Source organism: Pseudonocardia sp. OZ21, assembly GCF_059359135.1.
In genome coordinates this window covers 217,609-235,092 of record NZ_JCADBN010000006.1, presented here as the reverse complement: position 1 = coordinate 235,092, position 17,484 = coordinate 217,609, and the positions used below count along the sequence as shown (strand labels likewise).

General features: G+C 69.0%; 15 protein-coding genes. 10 read left to right on the top strand and 5 right to left on the bottom strand.

Annotated features, from left to right (window positions below; all coding sequences use genetic code 11):
* Positions 1-97 precede the first annotated feature (97 nt).
* The 4 genes from nuoL to AC5L35_RS17035 all read left to right on the top strand — a co-directional run bounded on the left by nuoL (position 98) and on the right by AC5L35_RS17035 (position 6,313).
* Positions 98-2,008, top strand: coding sequence for an NADH-quinone oxidoreductase subunit L (nuoL, locus tag AC5L35_RS17050; protein ID WP_169394359.1), 1,911 nt, complete (start codon positions 98-100; stop codon positions 2,006-2,008).
* A complete protein-coding gene (locus tag AC5L35_RS17045; RefSeq protein ID WP_495060611.1) occupies positions 2,005-3,630 on the top strand; it encodes an NADH-quinone oxidoreductase subunit M in 1,626 nt (541 codons plus the stop codon). The genes nuoL and AC5L35_RS17045 overlap by 4 nt, the downstream gene beginning before the upstream one ends.
* 26 nt (positions 3,631-3,656) lie before the next feature.
* On the top strand, positions 3,657-5,228 hold the full coding sequence (gene nuoN / locus AC5L35_RS17040) for an NADH-quinone oxidoreductase subunit NuoN (RefSeq protein ID WP_495060721.1): 1,572 nt from the start codon (positions 3,657-3,659) through the stop codon (positions 5,226-5,228).
* An 83-nt stretch (positions 5,229-5,311) separates the two neighbouring features.
* Positions 5,312-6,313: a polyprenyl synthetase family protein gene (locus AC5L35_RS17035; protein WP_495060610.1), complete on the top strand. Its 1,002-nt coding sequence runs from the start codon at positions 5,312-5,314 to the stop codon at positions 6,311-6,313.
* Positions 6,314-6,315: 2 nt separating this feature from the next.
* Here AC5L35_RS17035 and rarD read toward each other — a convergent pair whose 3' ends face one another.
* Positions 6,316-7,239, bottom strand: coding sequence for an EamA family transporter RarD (gene rarD / locus AC5L35_RS17030; RefSeq protein WP_495060609.1), 924 nt, complete (start codon positions 7,237-7,239; stop codon positions 6,316-6,318).
* 229 nt (positions 7,240-7,468) lie between these two features.
* Here rarD and AC5L35_RS17025 point away from each other — a divergent pair, with 229 nt between their 5' ends.
* The 5 genes from AC5L35_RS17025 to AC5L35_RS17005 all read left to right on the top strand — a co-directional run bounded on the left by AC5L35_RS17025 (position 7,469) and on the right by AC5L35_RS17005 (position 11,451).
* Positions 7,469-8,197, top strand: a complete 729-nt coding sequence (locus tag AC5L35_RS17025) for a hypothetical protein (protein ID WP_495060608.1) — start codon at positions 7,469-7,471, stop codon at positions 8,195-8,197.
* A gap of 386 nt (positions 8,198-8,583) precedes the next feature.
* Complete coding sequence (locus AC5L35_RS17020) at positions 8,584-8,949, top strand: hypothetical protein (RefSeq protein WP_495060607.1); 366 nt, start codon at positions 8,584-8,586, stop codon at positions 8,947-8,949.
* 483 nt (positions 8,950-9,432) lie between these two features.
* Positions 9,433-9,777 carry a hypothetical protein gene (locus AC5L35_RS17015; RefSeq protein ID WP_495060606.1) on the top strand — a complete coding sequence of 115 codons (345 nt, stop codon included), beginning with the start codon at positions 9,433-9,435 and terminating at the stop codon, positions 9,775-9,777.
* A gap of 363 nt (positions 9,778-10,140) precedes the next feature.
* Positions 10,141-10,512 carry a hypothetical protein gene (locus AC5L35_RS17010; RefSeq protein WP_495060605.1) on the top strand — a complete coding sequence of 124 codons (372 nt, stop codon included), beginning with the start codon at positions 10,141-10,143 and terminating at the stop codon, positions 10,510-10,512.
* A gap of 588 nt (positions 10,513-11,100) precedes the next feature.
* Positions 11,101-11,451 carry a hypothetical protein gene (locus AC5L35_RS17005; protein ID WP_495060604.1) on the top strand — a complete coding sequence of 117 codons (351 nt, stop codon included), beginning with the start codon at positions 11,101-11,103 and terminating at the stop codon, positions 11,449-11,451.
* A gap of 423 nt (positions 11,452-11,874) precedes the next feature.
* Here AC5L35_RS17005 and AC5L35_RS17000 read toward each other — a convergent pair whose 3' ends face one another.
* The 4 genes from AC5L35_RS17000 to AC5L35_RS16985 all read right to left on the bottom strand — a co-directional run bounded on the left by AC5L35_RS17000 (position 11,875) and on the right by AC5L35_RS16985 (position 16,493).
* A complete protein-coding gene (locus AC5L35_RS17000) occupies positions 11,875-12,225 on the bottom strand; it encodes a hypothetical protein (protein WP_495060603.1) in 351 nt (116 codons plus the stop codon).
* Positions 12,226-12,595: 370 nt separating this feature from the next.
* Positions 12,596-13,669, bottom strand: coding sequence for a 2-oxoacid:ferredoxin oxidoreductase subunit beta (locus AC5L35_RS16995; protein ID WP_495060602.1), 1,074 nt, complete (start codon positions 13,667-13,669; stop codon positions 12,596-12,598).
* Positions 13,666-15,597: a 2-oxoacid:acceptor oxidoreductase subunit alpha gene (locus AC5L35_RS16990; RefSeq protein WP_495060601.1), complete on the bottom strand. Its 1,932-nt coding sequence runs from the start codon at positions 15,595-15,597 to the stop codon at positions 13,666-13,668. Before AC5L35_RS16990 ends, AC5L35_RS16995 begins: the two co-directional genes overlap by 4 nt.
* A 128-nt stretch (positions 15,598-15,725) precedes the next feature.
* Positions 15,726-16,493 carry an enoyl-CoA hydratase gene (locus AC5L35_RS16985; RefSeq protein ID WP_495060600.1) on the bottom strand — a complete coding sequence of 256 codons (768 nt, stop codon included), beginning with the start codon at positions 16,491-16,493 and terminating at the stop codon, positions 15,726-15,728.
* A 124-nt stretch (positions 16,494-16,617) separates the two neighbouring features.
* Between AC5L35_RS16985 and htpX the strand changes: the two genes are divergently transcribed.
* Positions 16,618-17,481 (top strand): zinc metalloprotease HtpX, encoded by an 864-nt coding sequence (gene htpX / locus AC5L35_RS16980; protein WP_495060599.1) that lies wholly within the window; start codon positions 16,618-16,620, stop codon positions 17,479-17,481.
* Positions 17,482-17,484: the final 3 nt, after the last annotated feature.

The following is a 17,484-nucleotide window of genomic DNA, read 5'->3' as shown; positions in this document are numbered from 1 at the left end:
CCCGTGCCGTGACCGGCGCGGCCACCGGTCGGAGCCCGCGATGAACGCGGCGCTCGCCCAGGCCACCGAGCTGCCCTCGGTCGAGGCAGCCACCGGCATCGCCTCCCTGGCCTGGCTGCTGTTCGCGCTCCCGGCGCTCGGGGCACTCGTGCTCTTCGTCGCAGGCAGGCGGGCGAACGCGTGGGGCCACTGGCTCGGCGTGCTCACCGTGGTCGCGTCGTTCGTGGTGGGTCTGCTGATCTTCCTCGAGACCCTCCAGCTCGACCCGGCCCAGCGGACGCGGGAGCTGTCGCTCTACGACTGGGTCGCGGTCGCCGGTCTCAACGTCCACTACGGCCTGCGGATCGACCCGCTGTCGCTGACGTTCGTGCTGCTCATCACGGGTGTCGGTGCACTGATCCACATCTACTCGGTCGGCTACATGAGCCACGACCCCGGCCGGCGGCGGTTCTTCGCGCAGCTCAACCTGTTCATCGCGGCGATGTTGCTGCTCGTCCTCGGCAACAACTTCGTGATGCTCTACCTCGGCTGGGAGGGCGTCGGTCTGGCGTCGTACCTGCTGATCGGCTTCTACCAGGACCGCCCGTCCGCGGCCACCGCCGCCAAGAAGGCCTTCCTGATGAATCGCGTCGGTGACGTCGGGCTGGCGATCGCGATCTTCGTGCTGTGGTCGCAGCTGGGCACTCTCCAGTACGACGCCGTGTTCGAACGGATCGGCCAGGTCTCGACGCCGGCGCTCGTCGCGATCACGCTGTTGCTGCTGCTCGGCGCCTGCGGCAAGTCCGGCCAGTTCCCGCTGCAGTCCTGGCTTCCGGACGCGATGGAGGGCCCCACCCCGGTGTCGGCGCTGATCCACGCAGCGACGATGGTCACCGCGGGCGTCTTCCTGATCGCGCGGACGAGCCCGATCTACAACCTCACGGAGACGGGCAGGCTGATCGTCATGCTCGTCGGGGTGATCACCCTGTTGATCGGGGCGATCATCGGGTGCGCGTACGACGACATCAAGAAGGTGCTCGCGTACTCCACGGTCAGCCAGATCGGCTACATGATCCTCGCGGTCGGTCTGGGACCGGTGGGCTACGCGCTCGGCATCGCCCACCTGCTCGCCCACGGCTTCTTCAAGGCGGGGCTCTTCCTCGGCGCCGGGTCGGTCATGCACGCGATGCACGACGAGGTCGACATGCGCCGGTTCGGTGGCCTGGCCCGGTACATGCCGATCACGTTCGTGACGTTCGGCCTCGGGTACCTCGCGCTGATCGGCTTCCCCGGCCTGTCGGGGTACTTCACGAAGGACGAGATCATCGTTGCCGCGTTCACGGCACCCGGCTGGCAGGGGTGGGTCTTCGGGCTCGCCGCCGCGCTCGCGGCCGGTCTCACCGCCTTCTACATGACCCGCCTGATGCTCATGACCTTCTTCGGAGAGAAGCGCTGGAAGGATCTCCGCACGGCCGAGGGCGAGGAGTACCACCCGCACGAGTCGCCTGCGGTGATGACGGGGCCGATGATCGTGCTCGCGATCGGCTCGGTCTTCGCGGGCTTCCTGCTCACCAACAACCACGTGCTGGCCACCTGGCTGGCTCCGTCGGTCGGTGAGCAGGCGGAGCCTGCGCACGCCGCGCTGTCGCACACCGAGGTCACCATCCTCACCCTCGTGCTCGCCGCGCTGGGCGTGCTGGCCGCCTACCTGCTGGTCGGCAGGCGGCCCACGCCCGTCGAGCGGCCCGAGCCGGTGTCGCTCCCCGTGCAGGCGGCACGCCGCGACCTGTACGCCAACGCCATCAACGAGACTCTCATCGCGCGGCCCGGCACCTGGCTCTCCCGCGCGCTGGTCTACGTCGACAACCGCGGGGTCGACGGCCTGGTCAACGGCACGGCCGCGCTGCTGGGCGGCAGTTCGGGCCGCCTGCGGCGGCTCCAGACCGGGTTCGTTCGCTCCTACGCGCTCTCGATGCTCGCCGGTTCGGTGCTCGTCGTGGCGGCGCTCCTGGCGGTGCGGTTCGCATGAATGACGGCTCCGTGACCTCAGGGGGAAGCGTGTTGCTCCTCGTCCTTCTGCTCCTCCCGCTCGTCGGTGCCCTCGTGGTGGCGCCGATGAAGGAGAACCAGCGACTGGCCAGGCTCGTCGCGCTCGGGTTCGCGCTGGTGGAACTCGTGCTCACCGCGGTCACCTGGCTCTCCTACTCGGTGGCCGACGCCGCGAGCGGCACCCGGTTCCAGTTCGAGCTCTCGGTGCCGTGGATCCCCGCCTTCGGCACGCGGTTCGCGCTCGGCATCGACGGGATCGCGCTGGTGATGCTCGCGCTGATCGCCGTGCTGGTGCCGATCGTGATGGCGTTCTCCTGGGAGGAGAAGCTGCCGGAGGGCCGCACGAGGTCGGGCTACTTCGGACTGCTGCTCGCCACCCAGGGCCTGCTGGTCGGGGTGTTCGCCGCCACCGACGTGTTCCTGTTCTACGTGTTCTTCGAGGCCATGCTGATCCCGATGTACTTCATGATCGGGCGCTTCGGCGGCCCGCGCAGGCAGTACGCGGCGGTCAAGTTCTTCCTGTACTCGCTGCTCGGCGGGCTGATCATGCTCGCCTCGGTGATCGGCCTCTTCGTCGCGAGCGGCGAGCAGTTCGGCCAGGGCACCTTCACCTGGACCGACCTGCAGCGGATGGCGGCGAGCCTGCCGGAGTCCACGCAGATCTGGCTGTTCCTGGGCTTCTTCGTCGCGTTCGCGATCAAGGCCCCGCTGGTGCCGTTCCACACGTGGCTGCCCGACGCCGGTGCCGAGGCTCCGATCGGTGCGGGTGTGCTGCTCGTCGGCGTGCTGGACAAGGTCGGCACGTTCGGCTTCCTGCGTTACTGCCTCCCGCTGTTCCCGCTCGCGTCTCAGCGGCTCGCGCCGCTGGTGCTCATCCTCGCCGTCATCGGCATCCTGTACGGCGCGCTGCTCGCCGTCGGGCAGACGGACATGAAGCGGTTCGTGGCCTACACCTCGATCGCGCACTTCGGGTTCATCGCGCTCGGGATCTTCGCCTTCTCCACGCAGTCCTTCGCGGGGTCCGCGCTCTACATGGTCAACCACGGCCTCTCCACCGGGATGCTGTTCATCGTGGTCGGCCTGCTCATCGCGCGCGGCGGGTCGCGGCTGGTCACGGACTACGGGGGCGTGCACAAGCTGGCCCCGCTGCTGGCCGGCGGGTTCCTCATCGCCGGGCTCTCGTCGCTGGCCATGCCCGGCACCAACTCGTTCGTCAGCGAGTTCCTGGTGCTCGTCGGCTCCTACCCGCGCGAGCCGGTGTACACGGTCCTGGCCACCGTCGGCATCGTCTTCGCGGCGCTCTACGTGCTGTGGATGTACCAGCGCACCATGCAGGGCCCGGTGCGTGGCGCCGCGGTGCTCGGTGCGCTGGAGCGGGGCGGGCCCGGCACCATGCTCGACCCCGGCGTCGCGGCGAAGCGCGACGGATCCGGGTTCCCGGACCTGTCGAAGCGCGAGATCGCGGTGCTGACGCCGCTGATCGTGCTGATCATCGTGCTCGGGTTCTTCCCGGGTCCGGTGCTCGACGTCATCAACCCGTCCGTGGTGGCCACCATGAACGAAGTGGGTCTCGCCGACCCGGTGGGAGGACTGTCCCGGTGACCAGCCAGGCCCAGGTGGCGCCCCTGATGGCGCCGCCGATCGACTACGCCGCGCTCGCGCCGTTGCTCATCGTGCTGGCGGCCGCATGCATCGCGGTGCTGGTGGAGGCGTTCCTGCCCCGCCACCAGCGGTGGCCCGCCCAGGTGACGCTGTCGATCGTCGCGATCGGCGCGGCCGGGCTCGCGCTCGGCCTGTACGCGGGCAACGCTCCCGCCGGCATCACCACGCTGTCCGACTCGCTGGCGGTCGACGGCCCCACGCTGTTCCTGTGGGGCACGCTGCTCGCGCTCGGCCTGGGCAGCATCCTGCTCATCGCCGACCGGTCGGTGGAGCCCGGCGGGGCGCTCATCGCCTCAGCCGAGTCGCGCGCGGTGGTCGGCGGCGGGGCCGGTGTGGAGGGGCTCGCGCCTCCTCCGGAGGACCGTTCCTACGGCACGCCGGGTCTCGCGCCCACCATGCAGACCGAGGTCTTCCCGTTCACGCTGTTCGCCCTGGCCGGGATGATGGCGTTCTGCGCCGCCAACGACCTCCTGACGATGTTCATCGCGCTCGAGGTGCTCTCGCTGCCGCTCTACATCATGTGCGGCCTCGCCCGGCGCAGGCGGCTGATCTCGCAGGAGGCGGCCGTCAAGTACTTCCTGCTGGGCGCGTTCGCATCCGCCTTCTTCCTGTACGGCCTCGCGCTGATCTACGGCTACGCAGGCTCGGTGCGCTTCACCGACATCGCCACCGCGGCGGTGGGCACGGCGCGGTCCGACGCGCTGCTGCTCGGCGGGCTCGCGCTGCTCGTGGTCGGCCTGATGTTCAAGGGCTCGGTCGGGCCGTTCCACACCTGGACGCCCGACGTCTACCAGGGCGCGCCGACACCCGTCACGGCGTTCATGGCGGCCTGCACGAAGGTCGCCGCGTTCGGCGCCATCCTGCGGGTGCTGCACGTGGCCTTCGGGGACAGCCGCTGGGAGTGGCGGGGAGTGCTCTGGGCGATCGCCATCCTGTCGATGGTGATCGGCGCCGTGATCGGTCTCACACAGACCGACATCAAGCGGATGATCGCGTACTCCTCCGTGGCCCACGCCGGGTTCCTCCTGATCGGGGCCATCTCGATCACCGAGCAGGGCGTCTCGGGCACGCTGTTCTACCTGCTGGCCTACGGGTTCACCACGCTCGCCGTGTTCGGGGTGATCAGCCTGGTCCGCAACGCCGACGGCGAGGCCACCCACCTCTCCCAGTGGGCGGGGCTCGCCAAACGGTCCCCGATCGTCGCCGGGGTCATGACGTTCCTTCTGCTCGCTCTCGCCGGGATCCCGCTCACCAGCGGTTTCACGGCCAAGTTCGCCGTCTTCGCGGCCGGGCTCGGCGACGGGATGGCGCCGCTCGTGGTCATCGCGCTGGTGGCGAGCGCCGTGGCGGCGTTCTTCTACGTCCGCGTGATCGTGCTGATGTACTTCAGTGAGCCCGCCGCCGACGGCCCCACCGTCACGGTCCCGGGAGCGTTCACCACTGCGGCCATCACGCTCGGTGTGATCGTCACTCTCCTGCTCGGAATCGTTCCGACCCTGGCCTTGGGCTGGGCGGGCAGCAGCGGCTTCGTAGGGTAGGGACGTCAACGAGCTCGCGAGCTCACACCGGAACGGCAAGCAGTGACGCGATTGCGGCCGAACAGCGTCACCGAGGAGCGTGCGTGAGTACCAACGCGATAGCGGGCGTCGAGCTCGGGGACACCGAGCTCGCCGCGGCCACCGCCGCGGGCCTGGACAGGGTCGAGGATCTGCTGCACCGGGAGGTGCGCAGCGAGTACGGGTTCGTCACCGAGACGTCGCTGCACCTCATCGAGGCGGGTGGTAAGCGGTTCCGGCCGCTGTTCACGCTGCTCGGCGCGCAGATCGGGCCGCGTCCCGACGTCGACGAGGTGATCACCGCCGCGGTGGTCGTCGAGCTGATCCATCTGGCGACGCTCTACCACGACGACGTCATGGACTCAGCGACGATGCGCCGGGGTGCGGAGAGCGCCAACTCGCGGTGGGACAACAGCGTGGCGATCCTGACGGGTGACTTCCTGTTCGCCCACGCGTCGCGGCTCGTGGCCGACCTGGGGCCCGACGCCGTGCGCATCATCGCCGAGACGTTCGCCGAGCTGGTGACCGGCCAGATGCGGGAGACCCGTGGCCCGCGCCCCGGCGAGGAACCCGTGCAGCACTACCTCCAGGTGATCGCGGAGAAGACGGGGTCGCTGATCGCCACCGCAGGCCGCTACGGCGCCATGTTCTCCGGCTGCCCGCCGGAGCACGTGGAGGCGCTGCACCGATTCGGTGCCACGATCGGCATGGCCTTCCAGATCTCCGACGACATCATCGACATCGCCTCGGCCTCGGACAGCTCCGGCAAGACGCCCGGCACCGACCTCCGCGAGGGCGTGCTCACGCTGCCGATGCTCTACGCGCTGCAGGACACCGGCCGCGACGCCGACCGGCTCCGGGTGCTGCTGGCCGAACCTCTCACCGACGACGCGGAGGTGACTGAGGCGCTCGGGCTGCTGCGTGCCGGTCCCGGGCTCGACCGCGCCCGCACGATGCTCGCCGGCGAGGCCGCGGGTGCCCGTGCCGAGCTCGGGAAGCTGCCGGACAGCCCCGCCACCCAGGCGCTCGCCGCCCTCACCGAGTACGTGGTGGACCGCACCGGCTGACCTCAGGCGCGTCCGGCGATCTCGACGCGTGGTGCGGGCGCGGCGGCGCGGGTCGCCCGCACCAGGTCGACGGTGAGGATCGCGAGCGCCAGCCACACCAGGCCGAAGCCCAGCCAGCGCACGGCGGGCATCGACTCGCCGACCACGAGCACGCCCCAGAGGAACTGCAGCGTCGGTGTCAGGTACATCAGCGTGCCCAGCGTGGTGAGCGGGATCCGCCGCGCCGCGGCGCCGTAGAGCAGCAGCGGCACCGCGGTCACCGGGCCGGCGGCCACCAGCAGCACGATGTGCCAGCCGCCGTGGTCGACCAGGGTGCCCGTGCCGCCGACCTGCAAGACCACGATCAGCGCTGCGGCGGCGGGGCCCAGCACCAGGCCCTCCGCGGTGAGCCCGGCGGTGGAACTCAGCGGCACCGTCTTCTTCAGCAGCCCGTAGACGCCGAAGGAGACGGCCAGGGCCAGCCCCAGCCACGGCGGCCTGCCGTTGCTGACACTGATGATCAGCACTGCCGAGGTGGCGACGACCAGTGCCACCCACTGCAGCATGCGGGGGCGTTCGCGCAGCACCAGAACGCCCAGCAGCACGCTGACCAGCGGGCTCATGTAGTAGCCGAGTGCGATCTCCACGACGTGGCCGATCGCCACGCCGTAGATGAAGACCCCCCAGTTCACGGCGATGCAGACACTCGCAGCCGCGACCGTCCACCAGTGGCGGGGGGCGAGCGAGCGCAGGTCGGTCCAGCGGTGCAGCAGCGACAGCACGACGGCCATCAGGACGAGCGTCCACAGGATCCGGTGGGCGAGCACCTCGATCGGTCCGGCCGGGTCGAGCAGCGGCCAGAACGCCGGGAACAGCCCCCACGTCGCGTAGGCACCGACGCCGAGAGCCACACCGCGTCGGTCGAGTTCGGGGAGGGGAACCGCCATCCCGTCATCACAACATCCGGTGGCTGCGCGCGTGCGGGCCGGTGTCATCAACCGTTCGTGACGACGTAAAGGAACCTTTCACCCACACGTGCAGCGGTCTGTGTGGTCCGATCGTTCGAGTGGAATGCGCCATTGGCGAGGACTGCGAGGGCCCATCCGGGTGGGAGGTCGCTCGTGCCGCGCTCGGAGGGCGTACCGCGTCGAGATCGTCGTCTCCGGGGGGAACGTCGTGGGCTGGCAAGTCGGACAGGTCGGGGTCCTGTGTGTGGTCGGTTGCCTCGTGGCGGGCGGCGTGACGTGGCTGGTGCTCGTACGTCCGGAGTCTCGGTTCGTGCGGTCGGAGCAGCGCTCCTCACCCACAGCCTGGGCGGGCACGGCCGGGCCGACCGGAATGGCGAAATGGGCGGCCGGGCCGCAGACCGCCGACACCGAGCACCCGCCGCCTGCCGATGCATCTCCGTCCTCGCCCTCACTCGCCACCGATCCGGCGCTGGCGGTGCTCGACTGCGACCGGACCGCCGTGCGGCCCCGGCCCCGGCCCGACGCCGCGGTAGTCGCAGTCGGGGCGCTCGACCTGTTCGGCGTCGTCCCGGGGACCGATCCTGCCGGACCTGAGACCACCGGACGGGTCGCCTCCGATACCGCAGTGGACGCCGGGGACGCCGGGGACGCCCAGCCAGTGCTCACTCCTGCGGGCGGGGACCGGCCGGCGGACGCCCCGGCGGGGGAGAGCCTGACGGAGGACGGCCCTGCGGAGGACGGCCCTGCTCGGGAGCACCTGGTCGCGGAGAACCACGCCTGGGACGACGGACTCTCCGAGTCGGTTCCCGAGCCCCGACGACCGGCCGACGACATGCAGGCGCAGGCCGGCAGTCCCGTCGAGAGGCCGCTGCAGATCCCCGTGCAGGCAGGTCCCCGGGACAGCTCCACCCGACCTGACGGCAGCGGGCGAGCCTGAGGGGATCAGGCGACTCAGGGCCGACAGAGCCCACTTCGGTGCTGGGGTGCCAGCACAACGACCCGAATCCGGCCTCCGTCGGGGCACCGCACCCGGCAACGGAACGTCGCGGCCTGCGAATGGGTACGCCATCGTTCGGGTGGGATTGCGACGGAACGTGTCACCTTCTGTTGAACAATGAGGCTCGCGGCGTCGGGAATGCCGGGGAAAGTATCCACCATCAGATGCATATCTTAACTGACAGTACTTTGTTAATCCGATAGTGTGGCGTGATTTGGTCACCTGTGGAATGCGCGATAGATTCACCCCAGTCGGCGAGGGCTCCCCCTGAAGCGCTGACTCGGAGCGTCGACGTTTCATGTCGACACATCAATGAGGAGACGTCTGTGCTGAAGAAGGTTGGAATCGTAGCGGCCGCCGCTACTGCCGGCGTGCTTGCGCTGAGCCCGCTGGCGTTCGCGCAGGGTTACGAGGGAGGCCGTGGCGACCGTGACCGTGACCGCGGTAGCGAGACCACCGCGTTCGGCTTCCAGGACAGCAGCGAAGAGCGGAACCAGGTCAACCTCTGCTCCTTCGACCAGGACTCCGTTGTGACGCCGGCCCTGGTCGGCCCGATTCTGCCTGCGATCTCGCAGGACCAGAACAACAACTGTGTGAATGTCGGCGACGGCTCGGAGTTCGAGCCGCCGGCTGAGGTCATCCCGCCGCTTGCGCCCGTGGTGCCCGTGGTGCCCCTCCTGCTCGTCGGCTGATTCGAAACCAGCAAGCAAAGAGAAGGGCCCGGACCATTGTCCGGGCCCTTCTCCTGTGTTCGGACGTCGGAACGGCGGAGTGTGCGTGACCGGTCCCGCGCTTCGTCACGCCACGACTGGCCGTGCCCATTCGGGCGGTATCCGCACTCGATCGGATGATTACCCGAACCCCCCTGTACATCCGGGCGCATGTCTAGTTACATATACCCTGCGTCTCCTGGTGTGAACGACGAAGGCCCCGGCTCAGCACCCGGGGCCTTCGTGTTGCGTGGGGCCGGCGCGAGCTCGCCGGCCCGGCCCACCCCGACGACTACGCCTGGTAATCCGATGGTGTTGCCCGAATTGAAATGTGTGCAGACTGCACGATACGTTCGAATTCGGTCAGCGAAACCTCCCCGACCGAGCTACGGCTGTCGACACATCAATGAGGAGACGTCTGTGCTGAAGAAGGTTGGAATCGTGGCGGCTGCCGCTACTGCCGGCATGCTCGCGCTGAGCCCGCTGGCGTTCGCGCAGGGCTATGACGGTGGCCGTGGCGACGGGGATCGCGACCGTGGCGGCAACGAGTCGTTCTTTTTCTGGTTCGAGGACAACAGCGTCGAGCGCAACCAGATCAACCGCTGCTCGTTCGACCAGGACTCCACGGTCACACCCGGTCCTGTCGGCGCGGTCCTGCCGCTGATCTCTCAGGACCAGAACGGCAACTGCGTCAATCTCGGCGACGGCTCGGGGATCACGGCGCCGGACGAGGCCGATCCGGTCGTGCCGCCGGTCGTGCCGCCGGTCATCCCGCCCATCATCCCCCCGATCCTTCCGCCCGAGATCTGACAAGACCTGGCGCTGTAGGTACGAGAAGGGTCCGGACTCGTGGTCCGGACCCTTCTCTCGTGTCTGGACAGGTCCACGAGGCTCTCGGGGTGGCCGTCGGCCCGTGATGGTTACGCCACCTTCGGGTGGGCCGTCACCACCCTCCGTGCACCAAGGACGGCCGGCCGGCAGAAACAGCCCGAAAAGATTCAGCCCGATCAGATACGTATCTTCACCGACAGTACTTTGTTAATCCGATGGTGTGGCGCAATTGAATTCGAGGGGAATGCAGGATACGTTCACCGCGGTCAGTGGAGGCTCCCCGCCCAAGCCGCTGACACGGAGCGTCGGCATTGCATGTCGACCATCAATGAGGAGACGTCTGTGCTGAAGAAGGTTGGAATGGTGGCAGCTGCTGCCACCGCCGGGATGCTTGCCCTGAGCCCGCTGGCGTTCGCGCAGGGTTTCGGAGACGGCCCTGGTGACCGCGACCGCGACCGCAACGAGGTGACCGCGTTCGCGTTCGAGAACGACAGTGTCGAGCGGAACCAGGTCAACCTCTGCGAGTTCGACCAGGATTCGACCATCCTGCCGTCCACGGTCGTCGGCGCGATCCTGCCGGGGGTCTCCCAGGACCAGAACAACAACTGCGTCAATGTCGGAGATGCCTCCGAGTACTCGCCCGAGGCCGAGGTGATCCCGGCGCCGGTCGTGCCGCCGGTGGTGCCGCCGGTCGTGCCGCCCGTGATCCCCTGATTCTGGGGTCGGACAGCACATTAGCAAGAGCAAGAGGAGGGCTCGGGCCATCGGCCCGGGCCCTCCTCTTCTGCTCGAGAGCGCACTCCGACGGGCATTCGCAGGGGCGAGCTGCCTGGCTGATGTTCCCACGGCGAAGGCCCCGAGCCCGGGCGGCTCGGGGTCATCTGGTTGTCCGGCCGGCTCACGCCTTCTCGGGCTCTCCCGCCTCGACGGCGAGCAGCTCGGCGACTCCGCCAGGAGTGTGGCCGGACTGCCGGTCCGTGCGTGTACAGCGACATCCGGAAATCCGCTCCTAGAGCGCCTTCCCGAGCCCGTTGGTTACGTCCTTCGTTCGGGTGGGATCGCCGAGGAAGATACTCACGCTGTGTAGAAAAACGGTGTTCGTGAGCGCAAGAACACTCGGATAAATACGCACCATCGGATGCGTAACTTAACCGATAGTACTGTCTTAATCCGATGGTGTTACGCGATTTGGATTCGCCTGTAATGCGCGATAGATTCATCTCGGTCAGCGGAGGCTCCCCGCCAACGCTGCTGACTCGGAGCGTCGGCATTGCATGTCGACACATCAATGAGGAGACGTCTGTGCTGAAGAAGGTTGGAATCATGGCGGCCGCCGCCACCGCCGGCATGCTCGCGCTGAGCCCGCTGGCGTTCGCGCACGACTACGACCGTGGCGGTGACCGCGACCGTGACGACCGGGGTAACCAGTCGACCCTGTTCGCATTCGAGGATGACAGCGTCGAGCGGAACCAGGTCAACCTCTGCTCCTTCGACCAGGACTCCACGGTGACGCCCGGTCTCGTCGGGGCGGTCCTGCCGCTGATCTCGCAGGACCAGAACGGCAACTGTGTCAACCTCGGTGACGGTGCCGAGGCTGACGACGACGACGCCGCGCCCACCCCGCCTCCCGTGGTGCCCCCCGCCGTCCCCTGACGCGTAGGGACGTGATCGAAGGGGAGGGCTCGGACCGCAAGGTCCGGGCCCTCCCTCTTTGCGTTGCGGCCATGACTCGAGCTTCCTGGGCTGTGGTTTCACGGGGCACCTTGCCTGGTCGATGTGTCCCGCCCATGACGAAGACCCCAGGTCTGGCACCTGGGGTCTTCGTGTGTTCGCAGTCGGCTCGCAGGCTGAGTTCCTGGTGCTCTCCAGGTCCGGCACGGTCGGCGACGCATACCGGCTGAACGGGCCTGGTCCGGGTCTGCGCTGGCGCCGACCTGGCGGTGGTGTCGCGGCGAGGCCCGTTCCTGCTGGGGCCGGAGAAGCCCACACAATCGGAATCACGGGCGCATGAGGAAGGGCCCGGACCAATGGTCCGGGCCCTTCCTCGTATTCGTGCTTCTATGTGTTGCTGATCGCTCAGCCGCCCAGCAGCGGCAGCGGCGCGCCCGGTGCGAGCGGCGCAACAAGCGAGCTACCGTCGCCGATGTTCACGCAGTTCAGCATCTGGATCTGGGTCGGCAGCGGCAGGATCGGGCCGGCGAGGCCACCCACGGCGGACGAGTCCTGGTCGAACTCACACACGTTGACCTGGTTGCGCTGGACGCTGTTGTCCTCCACGGCCACCGAGGTCTCTTCGCTGCTCCTGCTGGTGCTGCGGTCGTTCGAGCGGTCGCCGTGGCCGTCCTTGTCGCCCGCGAACGCCAGCGGACTCAGGGCGAGCATGCCGGCGGTGGCGACAGCAGCCACCATTCCAAGCTTCTTCAGCACAGACGTCTCCTCATTGATGTGTCGACATGCAATGCCGACGCTCCGAGTCAGCGGTCTTCGGGGAGCCATCGCCGACTGAGGTGAATGTATCGGGTAATCCGACTGCCACCAAATCGTGTAACACCATCGGATTAATGCAGTACTTTTAGTTAAGTTACGCGTCCGATCGTGGCAATTGTGTGGAAGGAATTGCCTTCCTGGCACGTTGTGATCTACGCAGAGTTGCCGGAAAGTCACCTGATGGGAGGCGTACCCGATCGCGGCCGACGGCTTTCCGTCGCGCGCCTCGACAGCGCGGCGCACAGGGGGCATCTACGCCAGCAGCCACCGCCCGGTGTGGGCGGTGGCTGCTGGCGGGACGGCGGGAGTATCAGCCGGCGACGGTCCAGGTGTCGCGGCCGTTGAGCAGCGCCTGCAGGTCGGCCGTCCTGGTGCGGCGGGCCTCGTCCACCTGCGCGCGGGCGGCGTCGTCGTAGGTGGTGCGGTCGGCGTTGCGGAAGATCCCGGTGACGGTGTGCGTGAGGTTCTGGTCGGACAGCCGGGACAGCGCGAACGCCAGGTTGTGGTCGGTGGCGTCGTGGACGACCACACGGTCGGCGCCGACCTCGTCGACCTTCGCGACTCCCAGGCCGAACCCGTCCTGGACGACCGCGTAGCTGCCCAGCCCGTCCTCGCCCTGGGGGCCGAACCGGATCGGCTCGCCGTGGCGCACCGGGATGAGCCGCTCGGCGGCCTCGTCGCCCTTGCGGAGCACGTCGAAGCTGCCGTCGTTGAAGATCGGGCAGTCCTGGAAGATCTCGACCAGCGCGGTGCCCCGGTGTGCGGCGGCCGCGCCGAGCACCTCGGTGAGGCCCTTGCGGTCGGAGTCGAGCGCCCGGCCGACGAACGTGGCCTCGGCGCCGAGGGCCAGCGAGACCGGGTTGAACGGGTGGTCGACCGACCCCATGGGGGTCGACTTGGTGACCTTGCCCTCTTCGCTCGTGGGCGAGTACTGGCCCTTCGTCAGGCCGTAGATCCGGTTGTTGAACAGCAGGATCTTGAGGTTGATGTTGCGGCGCAGTGCGTGGATGAGGTGGTTGCCGCCGATCGACAGCGCGTCGCCGTCGCCGGTGACGACCCACACCGACAGGTCGGGGCGGGTGACGGCGAGACCGGTGGCGATGGCGGGGGCGCGACCGTGGATCGAGTGCATCCCGTAGGTGTTGAGGTAGTACGGGAACCGTGAGGAGCACCCGATACCCGACACGAACACCGTGTTCTCGCGCTTGATGCCCAGCGTGGGGAGGAACTGGCGGACCGCGGCCAGCACGGCGTAGTCACCGCAGCCGGGGCACCAGCGCACCTCCTGGTCGGAGGTGAAGTCCTTGGCCGTCTGCTTCTCGTCGGTGGTCGGAACTCCGTCGAGGCCGCCGAGCTGCGGGAGCCCGAGGTCGATCGCGGTCATGCGTGCACCCCATTGATGCGAATCGGCTCGATGCTGTTCGGATTGAGATAGTCGAGGAACAGGTCCTGCAGCTCCTCGGCCTTGAAGGGCAGGCCGGAGACCTTGGTGTAGCTCTTGATGTCCACCAGGTAGCGCGCCCGCAGCAGCACCGACAGCTGACCGAGGTTCATCTCGGGCACCAGCACGGTGCTGTACCGGGCGAGCACCTCGCCGAGGTTGGCGGGCAGCGGGTTCAGGTTGCGCAGGTGGGCCTGGGCGACCTTCTTGCCCATGCCGCGGACCCGGCGGGCGCCTGCCCCGATCGGACCGTAGGTGGAGCCCCAGCCCAGCACCAGGAGCTCCGCGTCGCCGGTGGGGTCGTCCACCTCGATGTCGGGCACCGAGATGCCGTTGATCTTCGCGGCGCGCAGCCGGACCATCCGGTCGTGGTTGTCCGGGTCGTAGGAGATCGAGCCGCGTCCGTCGGCCTTCTCCAGGCCACCGATGCGGTGCTCCAGCCCGGGCGTGCCCGGGATGGCCCACGGGCGGGCGAGCGTGTCGTCGTCGCGCAGGTAGGGCCAGAACTCGTCCGACCCGTTGGGCGCGTTCGGCTCGGTGGCGAACTTGGGGTCGACGGGCTCGAGCGTGGCGGCGTCGGGCACCTTCCACGGTTCGGAGCCGTTGGCCAGCGAACCGTCGGACATCAGCAGCACCGGCGTGCGGTAGGTGACGGCGATGCGCACCGCCTCCAGCGTGGCGTCGAAGCAGTCGCCGGGCGAGCGGGGCGCGATGATCGGCACCGGGGCCTCGCCGTTGCGTCCGAACATGGCCTGCAGCAGGTCGGCCTGCTCGGTCTTGGTGGGCAGACCGGTGGACGGGCCGCCGCGCTGCACGTCGACGACGAGCATCGGCAGCTCCAGGGCCACCGCCAGCCCGATGGTCTCGGACTTGAGCGCGAGCCCGGGCCCCGACGTGGTGGTGACCCCCAGCGCGCCGCCGAACGCCGCGCCGAGTGCCGAACCGACGCCCGAGATCTCGTCCTCGGCCTGGAAGGTGGTGACGTTGAACGACTTGTGCTTGGACAGCTCGTGCAGGATGTCCGACGCCGGCGTGATCGGGTACGAGCCGAGGAACACGGGCAGCCCGCTCACCTGGCCCGCCGCGACGATCCCGTAGGCGAGCGCGGTGTTGCCGGTGATCTGCCGGTAGGTGCCCACGTCGAGCTTCGCCGGGGCGACCTCGTAGGTCACCGCGAACGACTCGGTGGTCTCGCCGTAGGCGTGGCCCGCCCGGAACGCCAGGATGTTGGCCTCGGCCAGATCGGGACGCCGGGCGAACTTCTCGCGCAGGAACCGCTCGGTGCCCTCGTGCGGGCGGTGGTACATCCAGGACAGCAGGCCGAGCGCGAACATGTTCTTCGCGCGCTCCGCGTCCTTCTTCGACAGCCCGGTCTCCTCGAGGGCGCCGCGGGTGAGCGTGGCCATCGCGACGGGGAACACGGAGAACCGCTCCAGGGAACCGTCCTCGAGGGGGTTCGACTCGTAGCCGACCTTCGTGAGGTTCCGCTTGGTGAACTCGTCGGTGTTGACGATCAGCACGCCGCCGGCGGGCAGGTCGATGACGTTCGACTTCAACGCCGCCGGGTTCATCGCGACGAGGACGTCGGGCCGGTCGCCCGGCGTCAGGATGTCGTAGTTCGCGAAGTGCAGCTGGAACGACGAGACGCCCGGCAGGGTGCCGGCAGGCGCCCGGATCTCCGCCGGGAAGTTCGGCAGGGTCGACAGGTCGTTGCCGAATGCGGCGGTCTCCGAGGTGAAGCGGTCGCCGGTGAGCTGCATGCCGTCGCCGGAGTCGCCGGCGAAGCGGATGACCACGCGGTCGCGCTGAATCACCGGCCTGCCGCCGCCGGAGTGTGTTGAGGACTGGTCGACGGCGGTGTCAGAAGTCATTCGAGGTCGGTCCTCGGGTCGAGGGGGCGTGCTCGGGGTGCCATGCGAGGTTAACTCTCGGTACGTATGGGTGTCCTTGCACCCCGTTCGACGTCACACCGCACAGTTCATGCGGGTGTATGTCCTTCTTACCCCTTTTGATCGCGGCTTGACCTGCTGATCTTCGTCTGGAGAGCGGCGAGCCGCTGCTGGAACTCGTCGGAGTGCACCGAGGCGGCCTGAGCTCGCACCTCCACCTCGACGGCCTCGGCCTGCGTCGTCATGCCCGCGGTCAGGCGCAGCGTGGCCTTCGTGGTGCGCACCAGGTCGGCGGGCGCCGCCGCGGCCCGGCCTGCCAGCTCGACGGCAGCCGCCACCACGTCGTCCACCGCCCGGTGCACCAGCCCGATCCGGGCGGCTTCCTCGGCGTCGAGCACATCACCGAACAGCGTGAGCGCCGCCGCTCCCTGCGGGCCGAGCACGCGTTGCACCATCCACGTGTAGCCGCCGCCCGGGTGCAGCCCGAGCGGCAGGAACCGCGCGTCGAACTTCGCGTGCCGGCCGGCGAGCCGCAGGTCGCAGGCCAGCGCCAGGTTCAGCCCCGCGCCGACGGCCGCGCCGTTGACGGCGGCGATGGTCGGCAGCGGGCAGTCGGCGACGGCGAGGAAGCCTGCGTAGACGGTGTGCAGCGTGGCCGGGTCGGCCTTGGCGAGCTCGCCGAGGTCGCCGCCCGCGCAGAACGCCGGGTCCTCGCCTGTGATCACGATCGCGCCGACACCGTCGTCCGTCGTGGCGGACTGCACCGCGTCGGCGAGCTTCTCGGAAAGCTCGATGTTCATCGCGTTGCGCCGTTCCGGGTTGGACAGGGTGAGAACGGCGACCCGGTTGGTGATCTCGCTGTGGACTGCGGTGGCCATGGGCGCATCTTGCTCCGGAGACGGCCCGAGCGCGCCGTCACGCCCGTCACGTCGGCCTCGGCCCGGCCTCCGGAACACGACCCGGTCGTTGTTCGTTCACGGATCGGGACAGGAAGGACCCGACGTGCACAGGTCGATGAACGGGTTGAAGACGGCGCTGCTGCTGGGCGGGCTGAGCGCGCTGGTGCTGCTCGTCGGGTCGCTGTTCGGCCGCGGTGGGCTGCTGATCGCGTTCGTGGTCGCGCTGGCGATGAACGGATATGCGTTCTTCAACTCCGACAAGCTCGCGCTACGCGCGATGCACGCGCGGCCGATCACCGAGCCGGAACACCCGGCGATGTACCGGATCGTGCGCGAGCTCTCGCGCACGGCACGCCAGCCGATGCCACGCCTCTACATCTCGCCCACCGCGGCGCCCAACGCGTTCGCCACCGGTCGCAGCCCGCGCCACGCCGCCGTGTGCGCCACCACCGGGCTGCTCGCCATGCTCGACGAGCGGGAGCTGCGCGCGGTGCTGGGCCACGAGCTGAGCCACGTCTACAACCGCGACATCCTCATCTCCTCGGTGGCCGGGGCGCTCGCGTCGATGGTGAGCCTGCTGGCCAACATCGCCATGTTCGCCGGCCTGTTCGGCGGCGGCGACGAGGAGCGGCCCAACCCGCTGGCGCTGCTGCTGATCGCGCTGCTCGGGCCCGTCGCGGCCGGGCTCGTCCAGATGGCCGTGAGCCGTTCGCGGGAGTTCCAGGCCGACGCGAGCGGCGCCGAGCTCACGCGCGACCCGCTGGCGCTGGCCTCGGCACTGCGCAAGCTCGAGCGCGGCACCCAGCTCGCGCCGCTGCCCCCCGAGCCGCAGCTGATGTCCCAGTCACATCTGATGATCGCCAGCCCGTTCCGGACGGGCGAGCAGATGACCAGGCTGTTCTCCACGCACCCGCCGCTGCAGGAACGGATCCGCAGGCTGGAGCAGATGCGCCTCGGGCGCCCCTGAGCG